We start from the raw sequence: 19,649 nt of genomic DNA, 5'->3' as shown, positions 1-19,649 counted from the left end.
ATTTGCCGCCGCTCAACTTCTGTCAGCAGCAACTTTTATAATATATCATGTCTTACTCAGGAACGCAAGCTTTTTATAAAAAGTTTTTTTCAAGTTATCCTTAAATGCTTGTGCCTCCCAAGAGCGACTCACCTATAATACCTCTTCTCAGTGAATATGGCAACCCCCAAATCACAAAAAAACAATCCACTTATTGGTTAAGCGGATTGCTCGTGCTTAGTAATACTTCACGGCCGTATATTTACTTGCGCTTTTAATCAGGGGAGCCGTCTTGCCGCCCTTGCCCAAGCCCGCATCGACTGTTGTATCGATAGTGACCCACTTGCCCCCGATGAGGACTTCGTTCCAGGCATGGTACTCAGCTACATAGCTGCTATTGCCCATGACCAGCTTAGCCGGTACATCCACACTCCGAAGCATGGCGGCGAAAAGGGAGGCGTAGTCGTAGCAAATTCCTTTTTTAGAGGCAAGCGTATTGTCGATACTCGGCACATAGTCATTGGCTACATTAGCAGCCAGAGCGTAATCATATTTTATGTTAGAGATGATATAGTTGTAGATGGCGGTTACCTTTTCTTTGTCCGTGGCAGCATGCTGAGTCAATTGTTTCGCTTTCTGTACCGCTTTGTCCGAGGGACTCCAATTCACATTCTGCACGGAACTCAGATATACAGCGTTGGGGTCGCTTAGCGAGAGATCGACCGAGTCGGAATACACTACTTTATATTTATTGCCGCTGGTGTTCTCAAGGATGGAGATGCGGTAGGTACCGTTGCCTTGTTGAAGAGGAAAGGATTCATTAGGCTCCGATGCGAACAGATTGTAGGTATAGCTGCTGCCGTTCTTGGTGATCATCAGTTTAGTGCGCTTGTTCTGGGGAACGTTATATTGAATGCCGACAACGCCTTGGCTTAATTCCGAAGCATCCAGCCATTCGAACCCGCTGCTCGCAGCGGCTGCCGGAGTCGCTTCGGCGGAGGCGGCGACTATTAATAAAGCGAGGATCACCGCATACAACTTCTTCATGGATAAAACTCCTTTCGGTAGCTGGCTGCCATCCTGGCGGGAAGGCCCTGTAGCTTTGCGTCCCTGCCTTTCGGCAGGTTTGCCTTTGTCACACAAGCTTTATCTTTATTGTTTTTGGTATAAATACCAGAATTTATATTAAAAATCAAACAAAAAAAGCCTCTTCATTCGGCAGCTGGCTGCCATCCTGACGGGAAGGCCCTGTAGCTTTGCGTCCCTACCTTTCGATAGGTTTGCCATTTATCGTGTTTAGCTTTTCTACATATATTTTACCATATCAATATCAAATAACAATAGAATAATAGGAAGATATACCCACTCCATCCGCCTCTTTTAACATTTTTCCGCTACAGTCACGGAAGTTTTGCGTGGACAATAAGCCGATGGGTCGGGTTGGTCAGCGGATCGCAGGTAATCAGCGTCAAGATCCGGTCTTTTTTATTGCCCTCCAGCACGGAAATGTCTGTCGGATCAACGATCTGAATATCATAAACGATATAATTATAGACTTTCCCTCTGGTCTTAACGGTGATCGTATCTCCGTTCTTCACTTCGTTCAGGCGATTAAACAGTCTTCCTTTGGTATGGGCGCGGTGAGCGGCAATGGCCGCATTGCCGACTTCTCCCAGCGGAGCGGTCTCGGTCAGATGCACGGCTGAATGCCTCATATTCGCTTTGGTGGCTCCTTCAAGCACGGGAAGCTTGACATCAATCGTATCGATCTCAATCAGTCCGATCGCTTGCTCGCCGGCGTCCGAAGCCCCATTATTATCCGCAGGCTCAGACTCTTCGCCCAATGCCGATTCATCCGCAAGCAGCTGCGTCACTTTGGCGTATTTGAGCCGCAAGTCGGGATCGACAGAGGTCTGAGCCGTATTCGTTCCTTGTTCAAAGTTCCGTTCCGCTTCCTCCAGCAGCTTCTGCTGCTGCCAGTCTTCGAACCATTCGCTGGCCTTCGGATACAGCAGCAGCAGAACGCCCGCAATAATAATGATGTAGGACAGCTTGCGCAAGTTATCTCACCCTCTAACGTTGGTCCGCATCCCCTCCGGAGACCACCTCGCCCGAAACGGACAGGGGCTGCTTCGGGTTCACGAACACCCATTTTCTGCTGCCGACAAAATTGATGATGACCGTAACAAAGGTAACCAGCACCTTCGATACCAGTTCCTTCAGTCCCAGCCGGTCGATTAGCAAGCTCATCAGCAGCAAAGATATACCAAGCACAACCACATTCAAAACAATAAACCTCATTAGCTGCTTATAATCGAAACCGTCCTCTTTGGACCGCTTCCGGTCCTTGAACGTTATATTGCTGTTTAAAATAAAGCTGTTGGCCGTTCCCGCCCCATAGGAGATGATCTGGGCCACGACATAGTACAGTCCGAGCGAATTCAGCAGCGCGAACACGGCCATATCGACGAGCGTATTCAGCAGACCGACAATATTAAATTTGACGAACTGGATTATGTCGCCGCGCATATTTTTGTTATTCATGGGGCACGCCCTTCCGCGTCAGTCCGGCTTCCTCACGAAGGAGCTCAGCTTCCTCTTCTTTCAGGCTGGTATAGCCCACGGTCCGGCGGACAATATACAGCGGCCGATCCTTCGATTCGTCGTAAATCCGGCCGATGTATTCCCCGATTACCCCGAGAATCATAAGCACAATACCGTTAAACAGCAGATTCACCCCTACAATGGAGGCCCAGCCGGGCACGGTGCGGGAGGTGAACCATTTTTGCATCAAGACGAAGAACAGAAAGATAAAGCTGGAGAACGAGAGCAGAAATCCGAGATAAGACGCAATTTTGAGCGGTTTGTGCGAAAAGGACGTGATGCCGTCGAGCGCGAACCGGATCATTTTTTTGAGAGGATACTTCGTTTCCCCGGCAAAACGCTCTTCGCGTACGTACTCCACCATCGTCTGACGAAAGCCGACCCAGCTGACAAGACCTCTGACATAGCGGTTCTTCTCCTTCAGCTCGCGCAGCACATCGCACACCTTGCGGTCAATCAGGCGGAAGTCGCCCGTATCGGTCGGGATATCCACGCTAGTCATGCTGCTGAGCAGGCGGTAGAAGAGCTTGGCGGTCATTTTTTTGAAAAAGGTCTCGCCGTGGCGCTTCAGCCGTTTGGCATACACCACCTCATACCCCTGCTTCCATTTGGCAATCAGCTCCAGGATGACCTCCGGCGGGTCCTGAAGATCCGCGTCGATCACGACGACCGCTTCGCCCCGGGCATAGTCCATACCGGCGGTAATCGCGATCTGATGGCCGAAATTCCGCGAAAAATCAATAAGCTTCACATGCTCGTCCCGGACTGCAATCTCCCGGATCATCTCGGCTGAGCGGTCCCGGCTTCCGTCGTTCACGAAAATCAGTTCGTACGCATCTCCGGAACGGTCCATGACTTCTTTCAGGCGCTCATACGTATGGGAGATGACTTCTTCCTCATTATACATCGGGACGATCACGCTGTATCTGGCATTCATTTCTTTTCCTCCTAAGTTGTGGACAGGTCTGACTCTAGAAGACCCAAGTCGGGAACCAGCGCAGGACGCCCGTCACATAATCTCCGCTAACCTGCAGTCCCGACAGAACGGGATAGAACATCACGAAGAGCAGCGCCGCTCCCGCGACAAACACATAACGAATGACTCTCGACCGCGATTCCGGGAAGTATCCGTCCGACAGCTTCAGCACATAGACCAGCGCCAGAATCAGAAACGGCACCATGGCGAAATAATGGTAAAGGAACGTCTCGCGCGGAACGAGCATCCAGGGAACATACTGGGAAAAATAACCGATCCAAATGACGTACTGCTGCTTCTCCCGGCGCTTCAGCGTCAGCCAGAGCACAGCGAGAATGGCAAACACACCGGTCCACCAGATCAGCGGATTGCCCATTGTCACAATGCTGCTCACCTGTCCTGCCGGCAGGCCCTCCCCGCCGCTGAAAAACCATACCGGCCGCTTCATGAAGGGCCACTGCCACCACTGGGAAGAGAACGGATGGGTAGCCACAAGCTGGCTGTGGTAATCATACATGTCCTTTTGCGCTTGAATGAGTCCTTTAAACGTATAGCCTTCCGGTGTGACGGACAGAACGGGAATAAACGACAGACTGTAAATCACGGCCGGTATCACGATAAAAAAGACAAGGCAGCACGCCAGCGTGATGATCGTTCTGCTCCAGAACGTTCGTTCAGCCTCCCGGCAGGCGGAGAACAGTTCCGCGTCTCCACCCTTTCCGGCGGCAAGCAGGCGCCGGGCGGCCCGGTGCTGCCGGAACCGGTCAAATAGCGATATGCCAAGCATAATCGCAAGACCCGCCCCTCCATAAAGGACAATCCATTTGGAGGCGACGCCGATGCCGAAGAACAGCCCGGACCAAAAGAGCGGCCACAGCGTTTTGCTCAGCGGATCGCGGTAGAAATTCATGACGGTATAACGCTGCATGAAATAGAACATCAGCATGATGAAGAAGACGCCGTACACATCAATGGTGGCGATCCGGGTCTGCGTGAAATGCATAAAGTCCAGCGCGAACAGCCCTGCCGCAAGCGCCGCGTAGCGCGTCCGCCCGAACAGCCGCAGCGCCATCATATAAATGACAGGCAGCATGGCGATTCCAAACACCGTACCGACGATCCGCCAGCCGAACGGATTGACGCCAAACAGCGCCATGCCGACGGAAATCAGCAGCTTGCCGAGCGGCGGATGCGTGTTCTCATATGGAACGATGCCATGGGCATACTCATAAGCGGTTCGGGCATGATAAATCTCATCAAAATAGGTGCTGTTCATAAAGTCCGAGTTCGCCGGAATGAGCTGCTGTTCGTCGAACAGGTTTGCCGGTTCGCCTTTTTTGGGAGTTCCTCCCGTATCCGGCGACACATCGGCTACGGCCAGCGGCGACGCGTTGCCTTGCTCGTAAAAGGCCATCTCATGCAGGTAGAAACCCGGGTTATTCACGAAGACCCGGACGTAACGCGCCGTGGCGTTAAGCTGCTGGCTTTTCCAGATAAAGACGTTGCCGACGTCCTCCTTAATCTTGACGGGTCCGGACCAGGTACCAGGTGTGTCCCCAAACTCCAGCGTAAATTCGCCCGTGCCCACGCCGCCGAATATTCTTACCTTATCCAGCTGCTTCGCGGCTCCCAAATCCACATAAAAGCTTTCACCAGCGGCTGAAGGCGCCCAGACCGTCTGCGGCGAAGAGGACGAGCCGAGATTGACCAGAGACAGCGCGCCATAGAGCAGGGTAATGCCCCCCATCCACAACCAGTCCTTGCGCACCAGCCTCGGGAATACGCCTCCCGGGCGGCCGTGACTTGAAGGACGGAGCTCTCCGGCGAGCGCCAGGTCGGCTTCACGAAGCTGCCGGTCCGTATACGGAGGAGCAAGCGGGAGGATTTTTCCCCTAAAGTAAATATCCCACCCGATGTACAGCATGAAGAGTAGCAGCCCGATGTTGGCGATTGATGTGACCAGAACAATGCCGTCCGAGCCCGGATTCTGCCCGGCATTCAGATGCAGCAGCACATAAGCCACATTGACGTACTGGGTCAAGCTCAGGCCGAAGAACAGCGTCAGCAGCCTCCGGTCTTTGGTCTCCATAAAAGCGAACAAGCTTAGGATAAGTGCCGGGAACATGTAGCGTTCATGCATTTTGGTCCCGACGACAAACATGACCACAATCAGAACCAGACCGATAAAGAAGGACTTGGACAGATCCTTTTTGTCCTTGCGGAACGAGTAGGCCCCCGCCAAAAGCACGGCGGCGATAATCGCGATATTGCCCCAGGCACGGAAAGGGATTCCGAGCCATAACCGGTCGATCGGCGCCCAGCTCGGAGCGATAAGCATATAGAGATTAAAAGCGTTGACGGTCGAGTAAGGGTAGGAAGACAGCGTGCTTTTGTAAAGATCAATCAGTCCGCCGAGCCCCCCGTTGCCCCAAAAGAACGGCAAGGTGATCAGGGCAAACGCGGCCAGCCCGTACACCGCACCCTTTAGCAGTTCCTTCCAGGCGCGGTAGTGAAGGAGTGCAAACAGCAGCACCGGCGTAAAAATAAGCGCCTGCGGCTTCACCGCCGTGGCGACCGCGAACCAGAGCGCGGAAACGGCCAGCCGTTTATCCGAGACGGCGTTAATGCTGAGCAGCAGGAACAGTACGAAAAAGGCATCCGCCTGCCCCCACACCGCCGAATCCGTAAGTACGGCCGGGTTAAACAAATACAGCGTTGCAAGTCCGAGCGCAATCCCGCTCCCCAGCTTCTTGCTTCCGATCCGGTAAATGAGCCATCCGGCCGCAATATCCGATAGAATCGCCGGCAGCTTGAACAGCAGCATCTCTCCGGGAGAATCCGGGCTCAGGCCGAGCCCGTCCTGTATGATATGCAGAAGATACAATATATAAAGATACCCTGGAGGGTAATCCGCAAACAGGCCTTCCTGGTAAAAGCGTCCCGGGCCCACCTCGGCGAGCCGCTGCCCCCAGTACATAAAGGTCTTCATATCGTTCATATAGCCCTGCGAAGTCCAGCCGAGCCACAGGCGCAGCAGGAAAGCCGCAGCAAGAACCAGACCCAGCCATAGGCTAAAATTGTAATTCTCTCTTCGGAGCAGACGCCGGCTGCGAAGCGCGGTCCGGTACACCCACGCAAACAGGCAGGCGAACAACGCGGAGAAGAGCAAAATATCCTTGGATGAAATTTTAACCGGCTTTCCCGACGTACCCGCCGAAGACGAACCGGGATCAAGCGAGAGCACCGAAGCCCCGGCCGGGGCGGAACTCAGCTCTTCCACAGACAAATCATCGAAGTACGCTTTGCCGGTGGCCAAATTGCCGTACCCGCCGAGGGCGGCGCCGATGCCCATTTCTTTTTGATCCGGGCCCGTCTTGCCCACGAACGTGAGCTGCTGCCAGCCTCCGCCGGTATCCTTGGTGCTTGGATATCCCCCGCCTACGCCGACGACGAAGATATTGGCCCCAATGCCCTCCGCTCCCGCGTTCACCACTTTCACCCAACCGGATATCCGGTAATGGGTGTCAGGCTTGACGGCAACGGTCTGAATCCATTTGGCATGATTCGGCTGCAGGTTTTCAACAGCGGCTGCGAAACTGCCGGAATGGACATCGGTGGATTCTACAGACAGCAGGCTTGCCTGGTCGCCCTGAACCCACACGTCCTTGTTCCAGGAAGCGGGCGCATTCGAAGCCGACTCCTCAAAGCCGGAATTTTGCAAAAGATTCCCTTCCGCAAACATTGTTCCCGCAGGCAGGGCAAGCATACACAGCAGAAGCATAAACATCAATTTTGCGGCATTTGGCCACTTCTTCATCCTTGTAACCACCTTCGTATAATCGTCCGAATCTATGTATGTGAGTGTGCTTTATTTTTCCCTCATTTCAATATAATCGAATTGCCATGTGAATTAAAGTCCGGTCTGACTTCCGAAAATACGGTGAATTGCGCTCTTTATATAAGAAGAAACGGCTTCGCCGTCCTCTGAAAGAGGAAGGCATCCGTTTCTCGTAAAAATATCAGGTTAAGGGTAGGCGCGAAGCTTATACTGGCATGGAAGTCTGATATTTCAAGAAGAAACGCCTGACGGCGTCTTTCAAGACGCAAGTACGTTTCTCGTAGAAATAAGAAACGGCCCCTTCCGGTTGGAAGGAGCCGCATGGGAGCCGCCGCGGTTTAGCCCTGGCTGCCGATCAGCAAGTAACGAAGGACCACCAGTACGGCTAGGAGCCACATCATCCAGTGGATGTCGTATTTCTTTTTGCCTGCAAGGTTAGCCACAAACGCCAGGATCACGTAAGTAACGATACCGAAAGAAATGCCGTTCGCGATGTTGTAGGTAAAAGGCATAATCGCGAGGGTCAGGAACGACGGAATGGCGATAACCATATCGTTAAAATCAATCCGGCGGATGGACTGCGCCATCAGCACGCCGACAATGATCAGGGCCGCCGCCGTGGCGGAGCCGGGAATCAGAGCGGCAACCGGCGCCAGGAACAGGGCAAGCAGGAAGCACACGCCTGTCGTGACGGCGGTAAGTCCCGTACGTCCGCCTTCGGCCACGCCCGCCGCGCTCTCGATGTAAGCCGTTGTGGTCGATGTGCCCAGCATGGCGCCGCCGGCGACCGCAGCCGCGTCGACGAGCATCGCTTTGCCGACGCGTTTTTTACCCGTTTCGGGGTTGTCCATAATTCCTGCGCGCTGCGCTGTTCCGACGAGCGTCCCGAAGGTGTCGAACAGTTCGACGAAGGTGAAGGTGGCAATCGCCGAAATAATGCCGGTATGCAGAATGCCGTTCCAGTCAAACGCCAGGAAGTTCAGCTGCGTGAAATCCGGAACCCATGGCGTAGACGGATTGGACAGGGTAGCAAAATCGACCGCCCCCATCAGCATCCCGATTACCGTGGTGCCGAGAATACCGAACAGGATTGCGCCTTTGACCTCCAGCACCATCAGAATGCCGATCAGCACAAGACCGATGAGTGCCAGCTGAACATTGGTATTATTAAGGCTTCCGAGATGCAAGACCGTTTCGAAGTACAGCACATCGGTAAACGTATTGGCCGGAATCGCATTGCCCGCCTCTACGCCAATCGTCATAATTCCGCTGTTCTTCAGGCCGATTATCGTGATGAAGAGTCCGATGCCGACCGTGATCGCATGCTTGAGACTGTCCGGAATCGCATCGAGCAGAATCTGACGAACCCGGGTGACGGTCAGCAGAATGAAGATCAGACCGGAGATGAAGACAGCCGTCAAGCCCATTTGCCAAGTAAATGGATGGGCCGACGTCGCCGAGGACAGGACAACCGATGCGAAATACGCGTTAAGACCCATGCCGGGCGCAAGCGCAACCGGGAAGTTAATGAACAGCCCCATGGCGATGGTGAAAATGCCGGCGGCCAGCGCGGTCGCCAAAAATACCGAATACCAACCCATATCGATACGGCCGAAGGCGGTCAACGTGCCGGGATTCACCGACAAAATATACGCCATTGCCATAAAGGTGGTCAGACCGGCCATAATTTCGGTGCGTACTGTAGTGCCGTTCTCTTTGAGTTTGAAAAAGCGTTCCAAAATGTTCTCCCCCTGTTGTAATTGTTTGAAGCAGCAGCAAAAAAGCCGGCACCCTCGCGGACGCCGGCCTGAAAAAGAGCTTCCCGAAGCAGCAGCGGAACGGGCCGCAGCTTCAAATCGGGACAGCTTTCTTAATTTCGTAGCCAGGCCATTACGGTGACCTCGTAGAAACTCCCGGGCCAATTCCCGGGATTATACGAATATCCTGTTGCTAATGCTTTCTCATTTTAGGCGTATGTGACATGGCTTGTCAATGATAAAAACGAACAATTCCCGTCATGTTCTTGTCATTGTTCGTTATTATGACAAGTTTTGCCGCAGTCCTAATTTACGAGAACGAATTGTATTGGTAGACGCGCTTCGGCGCGTGCTATAGCACTAATCATTCAATCCCTTTCCGCCCAGAATTTTCTGCATATATTTTTCAACTCTTGACACTCGGGTTTTGGATTGTTTGGGTTCAGAAAAATAAAGAATGTATGCTCTTTGCCGTCCCGGCGTCAATGCTTCAAAAGCAGTTTTCAAGTCAGGGATTTCATCGAGTCTATTTTGAAATTCTTCAGGAATGTTGAATTCCGTATGCTTTTTAAAATTTACTTCCAAACCGGCTTTTTCAACTTCAATGGCTTCATAAATATAGGCTTTCAAAATAGTTTCCATCTCGACTATTTCCCGAAAATTGGTGAACCGAATCTGGCGAGCCGCCTGCACATTCTCCGTTTGTTGGATTAGAATCCCATGGGTATCCTTTAACAAGGCACCTTTGTGAAACAGAAGTGCACAATATTCTTTAAATCCATGTATTAGAACTATGTTTTTTTTCTCAAACGTGTAACAGGGATGCATCCACTTAAAATCTTCGGTCAGCTCACAGTCAAGAATGATCATTCTCAATTTCTCAAACTCTTCCTGCCACTTTTTAGCTTTACTTAAAAATTCATCAACCTTAGGATTCATTCTGCTATTGGTCATCAAAGAACACTCCTTTTCATCATTTCCATGTCAGTATGTCATAAAAAAATTACCCCTTCTATTGCTCAGAACAACGCAATAAAAGAGAGTAATTTTTACAGCAGGCCTATTCCCACTCGATGGTGGCCGGCGGCTTGGAGTCGTTGTGGCACCAGGTAAGTTTGGTGAGAACGATGAACGAGTTGCCCTTGGAAACTTCCGCAGACTGTTGTAATTCTTTACTGCTTTCCCATAATAAAGTTATAATAAGTGTCCTTCATACACATCAAAGATATACCTGATTTCTTCATTAAATTCGATAAGTTTCATGATCATCCCCCCTTATTTTTTTCTAAAGTCAAAACAATGTCATTTTTTGTAACTTCACCCTTGTTTTCGATTTCAAATTCAGATAAATTATCAGAATTCGTGATTACCGCAATAACAGTATCATCTAATCCGGCTTTCTTAATGGCTGGAGACCAGAATTCAATTAGAAGCTCCCCTTGTGAAACACGTTGCCCTGGTTCGAAATAATTGATAAAACCAGTTCCTTTCATCTTAACTGTTCCAATCCCAATATGAATCAATGTTGCAATTTTATTTTCGGAGACAAGACCGACAGTATGACGCGTTGAGAATGTTGCCTCAATTACGCCATCAAATGGCGCGTAAACTCTCCCATCACTGGGTTTAATTGCGAATCCTCTCCCCATTGATCCAGTCGAAAATACTTCATCTGAAACTTGTTCAAGGGGAATCAATTCACCAGCGACTGGGGCGTAATAAGATAGTACAGCTTTGGAATTCGGTTGGCTATCAAAGTCCTTTGCCCATGTTCTCTCAAGCTCGTCAACGATTGAAGCATGCATTTTTTCATCGAGTTTCACTTTTTTGAAAAAGACAAATGCACCAACTAAAATGAATACTGCCGGGACACCAAGCATAACGAATTTAAAGATAAAGCGGTCGTGGTTCGTGATCGTTGCAGCTGTGGCTCCTGCTGTCATACTGGCTGCTACAGCCGTGATACCAACAACTAAGTTTGAAGTCGCTCCTGCAAGCTTATCCAACAATGGGCGAACAGATAAAGTCAGCGATTCATCGCGATGTCCTAATTTTAATTGACCATATTCTACTGAGTCAGTAATCGTCATCAAAGCCACTAAAAAGATTAGTGGTTGTGGAATGAAAAATAACTCCGCTGCGACAAGCACTAGAATAAGAGAGCTGTTCGCAAGACTGAATACCACTAAGCCTATCAACATTAAGGCAATGGCTACTAGAAATACATTTCGGCGATTCCATTTCTTCGCCAATGTGGGAAAAATCGAAATGGCAGCTAAGCCAACGATTGTATTTAGTAGTGCCAAAATTGAAAATTTCGATGCATCTCCTAAAATAAATGTGAAGTAGTAGAGTTCAAATGAGTTGGTTAAAGACATTCCAATGGCATAAAGACCATACGCTAACGATAACCACATAAGCTGATCGTTGTGCATAAGAACGCGGAAGACTCCTTTAAACGTTGTTGCTTCCTTGTTCTTTCGCAAATCAGAATCCACTTCTTTTGTCCCTAATCCAACTACGACTGCTGATAGAGCTGCTGCACAACCAATAATCAGCGCAAACCAGAACCATCCGCGAGAATCACCTGTTCCATCATCGGCATGGAGTGAGAACAGCAGCACTAAAGGCATGACCACAATACCAATGGTTCCTCCACCAATATTTGACCCGATTCGAGCAAATGTGGCTGTTTTTTCACGTTCACGTGAATCAAAAGACAATGCAGGAATCATGGACCAAAATGCAATATCTTTGAAACTGTATAGAATATCCATCATAATATATAGAATGGCAAACAAGATAAGATAGAGCATTGGATTGCTTTTCGTAAGTCCGCCAAAATCTGTGAATAATATGACTAAAGCCGCTGGTCCTAAGACACCTCCCACTACAACCCAAGGCTTGAATTTCCCCCAACGCGTATGGGTGTTGTCAATGGCATTCCCAATAAATGGGTCAATGGCTAATTCTACAAACCGTAACAAGAAAATAATAAGTGTAATAAATCCAATCATTTTCGCATCCTGCGCCTTATTTCCACTGTTAAACAAGTGGGTTGTCACAAACATAATGAAATATGTACTGAGTAATCCAAACAGCAAGTCATTCCCAAAAGCACCAAAACTGTAAGACAACCGTGAAACGATGTTTCCTTTTGAATTTTCCATCCTAAGAATCTCCTTTGCATGTATCCGATTTCTTTACATTTAAATAGTAAAGGTAACGTTTTCAACTTAGAATGGAATGAATTTTGTTAAATCCTACATTTTTTTAGAAGATTCCGAATTTTCGAGTAACGCTGGACTGTAATTTTATTTGGAAGATTTGAGTAATGGAGGCTTAACGATGAACAAACGGAAATATTGGAATGTATTTATTAAGGAAGATTATTTTGCTGACTTCTATTTTTTTAATGTAGGTCATGAAATTTGTGCGCCACTGCATAGCTATGGTCCGGGCATGAGAGAAAATTACGTTGTGCATTACATAGTATCAGGAGGGGGAATCTTTGAAGGAAATGGAGGAAAGAAATATTTAAAAAAAGGAGATTTTTTTGTTATTCGTCCTAACGAGGTGCATTTCTATCAAGCAGATGAAACAAATCCATGGGAATATTACTGGCTTGGGTTTAACGGAAGTCGAGCAGCGGAATTGTTGTTATGCAATGGCATCAATGGCCGTGATTCAGTTGGAACGGTTTCACCCGATAATGAGTTGCCGAAGCTATTCGAAAGAATGATGAAAATGGATTTATTTGATATGAAGGAAAAAATGAGTGTGCAGGCATTGTTTTATACGATTTTTGCTCATTTCAAAATCGAAAAAAACTATGCTCTGCTCAATCCAATGAATATAAAGCAGAAAAAGTATTGTGAATTATTTTTACTTTTCGTTCACAATAATTATTCGCGTCTCGATCTTTCGATTCAGGAAATCGCTGAGTCATTGAACCTGGCTCCAGCCTATCTCAGTCAGGTGATTAAAAAAGAAATCGGTGTTCCTCCTGTTCAATATTTAAAAGCTCATCGCCTGCAACAAGCAAGAATTGTACTGAAAACCAGTGAAAAAACCGTTTATGAAGTTGCTGAGGAAGTAGGATATTCAAATGTGGACTCCTTTTCGAGAGCATTTAAACATAAGTTTGGCGTTTCACCGACAATTTTTAGAAGCACAAAAAAAATTTGATTTTTTACTAAATACTCTTCCGTTCATCTTGATGATTTCCAAATGAAGAAAATCCCCATCAAGAAAATTTCTTGGTGGGGATTTTGAAGGGGAACCAGCAGGTTACTCCCACTCAATCGTTGCAGGCGGTTTAGAGGTAATATCGTAAACGACGCGGTTGACGTTCTCAACTTCGTTGACGATCCGCACGGAAATCTTCTCAAGCACATCCCACGGAATGCGGGCCCAGTCGGCGGTCATGCCGTCAATGGACGTTACGGCGCGGATGCCTACCGTATAGGAGTAGGTTCGGGCGTCGCCCATGACTCCTACGCTCTTCATGTTTGGCAGCGCGGTGAAGTACTGCCAGATTTCGCTCTCAAGACCCGCCTTGGCGATTTCCTCGCGGAGGATATAATCCGAATCGCGGACGATCGTCAGCTTGTCCTCCGTAACTTCGCCCAGCACGCGGATGGCGAGGCCCGGACCCGGGAACGGCTGGCGCCATACGATGGCATGCGGCAGGCCAAGCTCCTCGCCAACCTTCCGCACCTCGTCCTTGAACAGCGTGTTCAGCGGCTCGATCAGGCTGAACTTCATGTCCTCCGGCAGTCCGCCGACATTATGATGCGACTTGATCGTCTGCGCCGTGGCGGTTCCGCTCTCCACGATGTCCGTGTACAGCGTACCCTGGGCAAGGAAATCAAAATCGCCGAGCTTGGCCGATTCCTCGTCGAAGCAGTAGATAAATTCGTTACCGATAATCTTACGCTTCTGTTCGGGATCGTCTACGCCGGCTAACTTGCCGAGGAAACGATCACGGGCATCAATCTTGACGACATGAATATCGAATTTGCCGACGAACGTCTCCATTACGCTCTCGGCTTCGCCTTTGCGGAGCAGACCGTGGTCGATAAACATACAGGTCAACTGGTCACCGATGGCGCGGTGAATCAGCATCGCGACAACGGAAGAATCGACGCCGCCGCTCAGGGCGCACAGCACCTTCTTGTCGCCGACCTTCGCACGGATATCCTGAATGGCATCCTCGATAAAGGATTCCATCGTCCAGTTGCCATCGCAGCCGCAAACTTCATACAGGAAATTCTTGATCATCTCGTTGCCGTTCACGGAGTGGCGCACTTCCGGGTGGAACTGCACCGCATACAGCTTCCGTCCTTCGTGGCTCATTGCCGCGATCGGCGCGCTTTCGGTACCGGCATCCAGCTTGAAGCCTTCCGGAAGCAGGGACACGTGGTCGCCGTGACTCATCCATACAGTCTGGCTGCCTTCAAGGCCTTTGACCAGCGTCGCTCCGGCTTCGAAAGTCAGATCCGCCTTGCCGTATTCCCGCTTGGATGCTCGCTCAACCTTGCCGCTTAGCTGATGAGCCATCAGCTGCATGCCGTAGCAGATCCCAAAAATCGGCAGTCCGAGATCATAAATGGCCGGGTCCACATGCGGAGCGTCCTCGGCGTAAACGCTCATCGGGCCGCCGGAGAATACGATACCTTTGGGCGAGAGCTCCTTGATCCGGTCGACTGGCGTATTATATGGCAGAAGTTCGCTGTATACGCCCAAATCCCGAATTCTGCGCGCGATCAATTGGTTGTATTGTCCTCCGAAATCGAGAACAACGATAATTTCATTTGGCTTGTTCATTACTTGCCTCCCTTGATTGTTGGATTCATTATACGAGAACGGAATTCGCACCGTCAAGGAAAGGCGGACAGGCTGCATCGTAATCGCTTACGGATTCTTTTGGCAAAAGATTTTCACAGAAGCAGAATGTCTTTCTCAATCGAAAAATACAGCTTCGACTGACTTGTATATTGAAGTCAATGATTGAAGTCAACCATTTCGTGAGCGCTTCTCCCCCGGGGTATATGAATTCGAGATGGACTCGAAAGGGATCAATGCCAGGTTAGTTGTGATTTATAGTTCTGCCTCTTACAAAAACTACTATAGTGCAGGTTTTTCCAGCGAATACTTATGCCAGCAGGGAAATTCCTACAATTGTGCAGGAATTTTGAGGCTGTACCGGCTGCATATGAGGCTGAACGGGTAAAAAACTGTACTTTAGCACGCATATTGTTCAGTGACGACTTCCAGATGACAAAAGATGTACAATCGCAGGTTATCAGCTAGACGCCAAAAGATGTACAACCGCAGGTTATCTGCAAAAAGCAAGAGGTGGGCGTCCAGGCACCCGCCTCTTTAGCTCAAATAGAAAGCGATCCGCAGACAATCGCGCATGAATGCTCCTGCGCTCCAGTGAGCCGGCGTCCCCGGCCCTCCGGCAGCCTTCGAAGACTGGCGGAGGGCCGGGAATACCGCCGGAATGACGGAGCCGCCGGCTAAGCGGCGGATGCGCTGCGGGAGGCTGCGCGCAGGGACGGAGCCCGGTAAGCAGTCGCCAGCCGGAGCGGAGTCCGGCCCGGAACCGCCGGGCTGATGCCGCCCATGCGGAGCGGGAGCAGCCCTGCGCAGATCAGGGCCTCCCGTACCACCGTACGCCAGCGCTTCCCACTGGCGGACGAACCGCCGGACGGCTGCGCGCAGTCCGGCATCTTCAATGGGCAGGGACGCGGCATACTCCCTGCCCGTCGCCCCCGGCGCGGGCGGGCCGTACCGCGCGGCCAGCACCCGCCAGGACAGGGACGCGGCCAGCAGCAGCCGCTCCCTGCCCGCGCTGCTGCGCCCGAGTCGCAGCAGCGCCAGGCTCCGCCGCCAGCGCCACGCGGCGGCGGTAAGCAGCGCCGCCGCGGCTGCGGGCGGCGCAGGCGGGCCGCCCCCGGGCAGCGCGGGGGCGGGCAGCGTTCCCGCGCCGGCTGCGGCGGGCGCGGGGGGCACCGGCGGCGCGGGCGCAGCCGCCGCGGCGACGGGCGGCAGCGCGGCGCCCGCTGCCGAGGCCGGCGTCGGGTCGAAGGGGACCCAGCCCGCGCCGGGGAAATACACCTCGACCCAGGCGTGGGCGTCGCCCTCGGTTACGGCATAGCGCGGCGGGCCGCCTCCCGCGAGTCTTCGGCCCGGCGCGTAGCCTTGGACGAAGCGGGCCGGAATGCCTTCGCTTCGCAGCAGGACGGTCATGGCGGAGGCGAAGTGGACGCAGTAGCCCTTCTTCTCCGCAAACAGAAAATCGTCGACAAAGTCGGAGCCCGTCGGCGGCACGCGCGTGTCCAGCGTATAGGGATACGCGTTCTGCAAATAGTCGCGGACGGCCAATGCCACGTCATACCGGCTGCCGACCGAGGCCGTCAGGCTGGCGGCCAGCTTCTTTACCCGCTGCGGAAGGGTTGACGGCAGCTCAAGGTCCTTCGCCCGGACTTCCGGAGGGTCGCTCCCCCCCAGCTTCCGAAGAACCTCGGGATCGCTCTCGGGAAGCCGCGATTCGACCGTATATTCCGTCACTTTGGAGGAGCCCGCCAGATCGGGGAGGGCAAAGCTGTCCCTTTCTCCTCCCGTCAACATATAGCCGAGCCGGCTGCCGTCAAGCTGCCGGACGTCCGAGATGGACTGTACCCTGCCCGCTCCGAATACGGGTATGCCGCCCGCGGACGGTGCCGCGAAGCGGAAGACCTGCCTCAGAGTCTGTCCGCTTGATCCTGCGTCTTCCTTGGCGGAAAGCGCGGTCAGGCTGAGCGGCAAGCTCAGGCTCCCGCTCCGGGACCAGCGGCGCCCGTCGTAGCGGTCCAGGCTTTCCCCGCGCCAATAGGCGGACTCGGGGCTCTCCACCGTGAAGACCGGAGCCCCGCTTCGCGTAAGCGGACCGCCAAGCTCGCTGCCAGTGCTGTAACCGGCCGTCCCGGTTATCTCTGCCGCGCGGCTGCGCAGTCCCTCCGCCGCCCAGGCTTGCAGCCGCTGGGCGGCGGACTGCAGCGGCTCCAGCCGTCCCGGCTGCCCCCCGCTCGCTGCCGTCCCGGCCCAGGCGGCGAGCGTCAAGCCCGCCGCCAGAACGCAAGCTCCGGCTGCCCAGCGGCGAGACGGAATCCCTGCAGCGCCGCCGGCTTTGTCCAAGAGACGCGGCAGCCCGCTCATCCCCTGCATCCAAGCGATAAGCGCTGCGGAAAGCATGATGTCTGCAGACGTATCTCGCCCGAGCCCCTTGTCTAAGACCAGCAAATAGACCAGCGTCACGGACGTGAAGAGCATCGTGCTCCCTCTGAACAGCGCCAGATGCTGCACGGATGAGACAAGCAGGCTCCAGCCGGTCAGCAGCAGAAGCAGCCGGCTCTCGGCGCTTATTTCATGAATTTGGCCGGACAGGAGAAGCACGGCGTCCTTCCCGATACCCGGGAAATACTCGGCCGGCCAGGCCGTACCCGCCAGTCCCGAACATAAATAGAACCAGGACAGCGCAAAAATGGCAAACCGGACCGGAATGATCCGCCAGGATGGTACGCGCAGCATCCCGGCGGCAAGCAGCGCCGCAGCCATCAGCGCCAGTACGTCCAGCAGCTGTTCCGTCTCCGTCCCAAGGTTCATCCGGTACAGCGGATGCAGCCAGTCCGCGAACAACCCGAACAGGGACAGGGAGAACAGCGCGCGATAGGTGAGTGACGTTTCGGGTGAAGCGCAACCGGCTCCGTCTGCCTCCCGGGAAGAGACTCCGGCGACCCGAACCCCGAACTCCTTGCGGCTCGCCTGCCAAAGCGGGACACTGTACAGCGGTGCCCCGTCAGGTACGCTTTGGGGACTTCCTCCGTCCGGGCGGTACCACTCCGGTCTATCCCCCCCGGACAGCGGAAGGCAATTATTAACGGGCGGCTTAACGAGCCGACGGCTTGCGGGCTTCGCCATCCGTTCTCTCCTCCCCGCTTGAGCCGGCCGGAGGGACAGGCTCCAGGCAGTACAGGCCGGCTCCCTGACGGCCCAGACTGCCGCAGATCGTCGCGGCGGGTGCGGGGCCTGACGCTTCGCTTCCGCCAAGGCCGGACATCGGCTCCGGCGATGCGGAACCTCCGCCCTGCCCGGCTTCATACAAGGCAGTGAGCTTATCGCTCAGGACCGGAGCGGAATCGGAAACATGCGCCCCCGCTTCGGCGGATGGGCGGCGCTGTCCGGGGCCGGAGGCCGAATTCCGCTTTCCCGGGGCCTTCCTGTCCCATACATAATACAGATCCACCTTGATCCCCTGAGTGAGCAGCCGGGAGATGGTCAGCGCCGCTTCCCGGTCGGGACAGCCTGTGATCACCGCAACGCGCATGCCGGGAATCCATTGCCGGGAAGCGTCTTCGAGCAGTCTGGACAGCGAGCGCGTTCCGTCCGGCGCGATCTCCGACAGGGTATCGAGCACCCGTCCCGGGATGACGCCCAGTCCATCGTATCTGGCCATCCCTTCCGGCCAGCCCCCGGTGAACAATTGGGTGTAGGCGCCCGCGCGTTCCGCGCTAAGCAGCAGACCCAAGGCCGCCGAAACGGCCCGTTCGAAGGGCGGTTCCCCCAGCGCGGATTGTCCTCTTGGAGGAAGCGACTCCCACAGTATTTCATAGGAGCTTGGGCAGTTGTCCAGGACGACGCAGAGCATGCGCCCTTTCTCCCTTTCTGGAACGCGGCTTTGGAGGAAGCCGCGGCGGGCCGTATTTTTCCAATGCACCCGGCTCATCGGATCACCCGGCTGATAGTTCCGGATATCAAATCCTTCATCCGGTCTTTGGCGCCCTCGGCTTGGGACTTGGTCCGGGAGCCACCCGGCTCCTTCCTCAGACTGCCTCTTTCCGAGGTAAAGCGGCGACGGCAGCACTTTGAACGAGTGACCGGCCTCGGGGGCGGTTGTCCCGGTGAACCAGCCCGGCAGATCGCCCCAGCTGACGCGGCAGCAGAGCAGCTGCTGACGGCCTCTCGTCAGCCCCTCCAGACGGTACGTATACTGAAATTCGCGCCGGAATCCGGGGAACAGCAGCAGGCGGTGGTCCCCGCAGGTCCAGCGCTCTTCTATCATCAGCCAGGGAATCGGCAGACGGGAGCGAAAGCTGAGGCTGACGGCTACCAGCACGCCGTTCCCCGCCGTCGGCTGCGAAGAAGAAAGCGTATGGACCAGCTCAATCTTTCTTGGACCAAGCGTCTGCAGCAGCAGCCCGCCGAGCATGACGAGCCCGATGAATATAAGAAGGAACAAGAGGGCGGAGCCGCCAAGCGATCCGTACAGTCCGGCGACAATGCCCGCTGCGGCCAGCGCGCGCGCCCATTGGCCGGGCAGACTGATATTCGGGGAAGCGGCAGGAAGACCGGTCTGGCGAATGGATTTCATAAAGTGCATTCTCCTTCCTTATCAAGGGTTTTCTATTATTCTTCCCATGAAAAGGAGCAGACAGACCTTGCATAATGC

Annotated in this window: 12 protein-coding genes and 3 riboswitches; of the genes, 1 reads left to right on the top strand and 11 read right to left on the bottom strand. The window is 53.2% G+C overall.

Annotated features, from left to right (window positions below; all coding sequences use genetic code 11):
- Positions 1-216: 216 nt before the first annotated feature.
- The 8 genes from G5B47_RS24465 to G5B47_RS24430 form a co-directional block, all read right to left on the bottom strand.
- Complete coding sequence (locus tag G5B47_RS24465; RefSeq protein WP_165103987.1) at positions 217-1,026, bottom strand: transglutaminase-like domain-containing protein; 810 nt, start codon at positions 1,024-1,026, stop codon at positions 217-219.
- Between the two features lie 13 nt (positions 1,027-1,039).
- A riboswitch (cyclic di-GMP riboswitch) is annotated at positions 1,040-1,120 on the bottom strand.
- A 73-nt stretch (positions 1,121-1,193) separates the two neighbouring features.
- Positions 1,194-1,274: riboswitch (cyclic di-GMP riboswitch) on the bottom strand.
- Between the two features lie 105 nt (positions 1,275-1,379).
- Complete coding sequence (locus tag G5B47_RS24460) at positions 1,380-2,039, bottom strand: class D sortase (protein WP_165103985.1); 660 nt, start codon at positions 2,037-2,039, stop codon at positions 1,380-1,382.
- A gap of 13 nt (positions 2,040-2,052) precedes the next feature.
- Positions 2,053-2,523, bottom strand: a complete 471-nt coding sequence (locus G5B47_RS24455) for a GtrA family protein (protein WP_165103983.1) — start codon at positions 2,521-2,523, stop codon at positions 2,053-2,055.
- Complete coding sequence (locus G5B47_RS24450; RefSeq protein ID WP_165103981.1) at positions 2,516-3,520, bottom strand: glycosyltransferase family 2 protein; 1,005 nt, start codon at positions 3,518-3,520, stop codon at positions 2,516-2,518. The genes G5B47_RS24455 and G5B47_RS24450 overlap by 8 nt, the downstream gene beginning before the upstream one ends.
- A 34-nt stretch (positions 3,521-3,554) precedes the next feature.
- Positions 3,555-7,376: a phospholipid carrier-dependent glycosyltransferase gene (locus G5B47_RS24445; RefSeq protein ID WP_165103979.1), complete on the bottom strand. Its 3,822-nt coding sequence runs from the start codon at positions 7,374-7,376 to the stop codon at positions 3,555-3,557.
- Positions 7,377-7,735: 359 nt separating this feature from the next.
- Positions 7,736-9,136, bottom strand: a complete 1,401-nt coding sequence (locus G5B47_RS24440) for an NCS2 family permease (RefSeq protein WP_165103977.1) — start codon at positions 9,134-9,136, stop codon at positions 7,736-7,738.
- A 120-nt stretch (positions 9,137-9,256) separates the two neighbouring features.
- A riboswitch (purine riboswitch) is annotated at positions 9,257-9,356 on the bottom strand.
- A gap of 158 nt (positions 9,357-9,514) precedes the next feature.
- Positions 9,515-10,108 (bottom strand): YdeI/OmpD-associated family protein, encoded by a 594-nt coding sequence (locus G5B47_RS24435; protein WP_165103975.1) that lies wholly within the window; start codon positions 10,106-10,108, stop codon positions 9,515-9,517.
- A 311-nt stretch (positions 10,109-10,419) separates the two neighbouring features.
- Positions 10,420-12,324 carry a glycoside-pentoside-hexuronide (GPH):cation symporter gene (locus G5B47_RS24430; RefSeq protein WP_165103973.1) on the bottom strand — a complete coding sequence of 635 codons (1,905 nt, stop codon included), beginning with the start codon at positions 12,322-12,324 and terminating at the stop codon, positions 10,420-10,422.
- 178 nt (positions 12,325-12,502) lie between these two features.
- Here G5B47_RS24430 and G5B47_RS24425 point away from each other — a divergent pair, with 178 nt between their 5' ends.
- Positions 12,503-13,342 (top strand): AraC family transcriptional regulator, encoded by an 840-nt coding sequence (locus tag G5B47_RS24425; protein ID WP_165103972.1) that lies wholly within the window; start codon positions 12,503-12,505, stop codon positions 13,340-13,342.
- Positions 13,343-13,444: 102 nt separating this feature from the next.
- On the opposite strand, the gene guaA is transcribed toward G5B47_RS24425, so the two are convergent.
- From guaA to G5B47_RS24410, 3 genes are all read right to left on the bottom strand, one after another.
- Complete coding sequence (gene guaA, locus G5B47_RS24420) at positions 13,445-14,983, bottom strand: glutamine-hydrolyzing GMP synthase (protein WP_165103970.1); 1,539 nt, start codon at positions 14,981-14,983, stop codon at positions 13,445-13,447.
- Between the two features lie 555 nt (positions 14,984-15,538).
- A complete protein-coding gene (locus G5B47_RS24415) occupies positions 15,539-18,121 on the bottom strand; it encodes a DUF4129 domain-containing transglutaminase family protein (RefSeq protein WP_165103968.1) in 2,583 nt (860 codons plus the stop codon).
- Complete coding sequence (locus tag G5B47_RS24410; RefSeq protein ID WP_165103966.1) at positions 18,090-19,571, bottom strand: DUF58 domain-containing protein; 1,482 nt, start codon at positions 19,569-19,571, stop codon at positions 18,090-18,092. Before G5B47_RS24410 ends, G5B47_RS24415 begins: the two co-directional genes overlap by 32 nt.
- Positions 19,572-19,649 lie beyond the last annotated feature (78 nt).

This window comes from Paenibacillus apii (genome assembly GCF_011043685.1).
Classification (GTDB): domain Bacteria; phylum Bacillota; class Bacilli; order Paenibacillales; family Paenibacillaceae; genus Paenibacillus_AQ; species Paenibacillus_AQ sabinae.
The sequence above is the reverse complement of the archived record's forward strand: the minus strand, read 5'-3'. Positions and strand labels throughout refer to the sequence as shown.

Bases quoted from the DNA above. Each gene is read 5' to 3' on its own strand.
- G5B47_RS24465 (WP_165103987.1), bottom strand. From the start codon at position 1,026: ATGAAGAAGTTGTATGCGGTGATCCTCGCTTTATTAATAGTCGCCGCC.
- G5B47_RS24455 (WP_165103983.1), bottom strand. From the start codon at position 2,523: ATGAATAACAAAAATATGCGCGGCGACATAATCCAGTTCGTCAAATTT.
- G5B47_RS24450 (WP_165103981.1), bottom strand. From the start codon at position 3,520: ATGAATGCCAGATACAGCGTGATCGTCCCGATGTATAATGAGGAAGAA.
- G5B47_RS24445 (WP_165103979.1), bottom strand. From the start codon at position 7,376: ATGAAGAAGTGGCCAAATGCCGCAAAATTGATGTTTATGCTTCTGCTG.
- G5B47_RS24435 (WP_165103975.1), bottom strand. From the start codon at position 10,108: ATGACCAATAGCAGAATGAATCCTAAGGTTGATGAATTTTTAAGTAAA.
- G5B47_RS24430 (WP_165103973.1), bottom strand. From the start codon at position 12,324: ATGGAAAATTCAAAAGGAAACATCGTTTCACGGTTGTCTTACAGTTTT.
- G5B47_RS24425 (WP_165103972.1), top strand. From the start codon at position 12,503: ATGAACAAACGGAAATATTGGAATGTATTTATTAAGGAAGATTATTTT.
- guaA (WP_165103970.1), bottom strand. From the start codon at position 14,983: ATGAACAAGCCAAATGAAATTATCGTTGTTCTCGATTTCGGAGGACAA.
- G5B47_RS24415 (WP_165103968.1), bottom strand. From the start codon at position 18,121: ATGGCGAAGCCCGCAAGCCGTCGGCTCGTTAAGCCGCCCGTTAATAAT.
- G5B47_RS24410 (WP_165103966.1), bottom strand. From the start codon at position 19,571: ATGAAATCCATTCGCCAGACCGGTCTTCCTGCCGCTTCCCCGAATATC.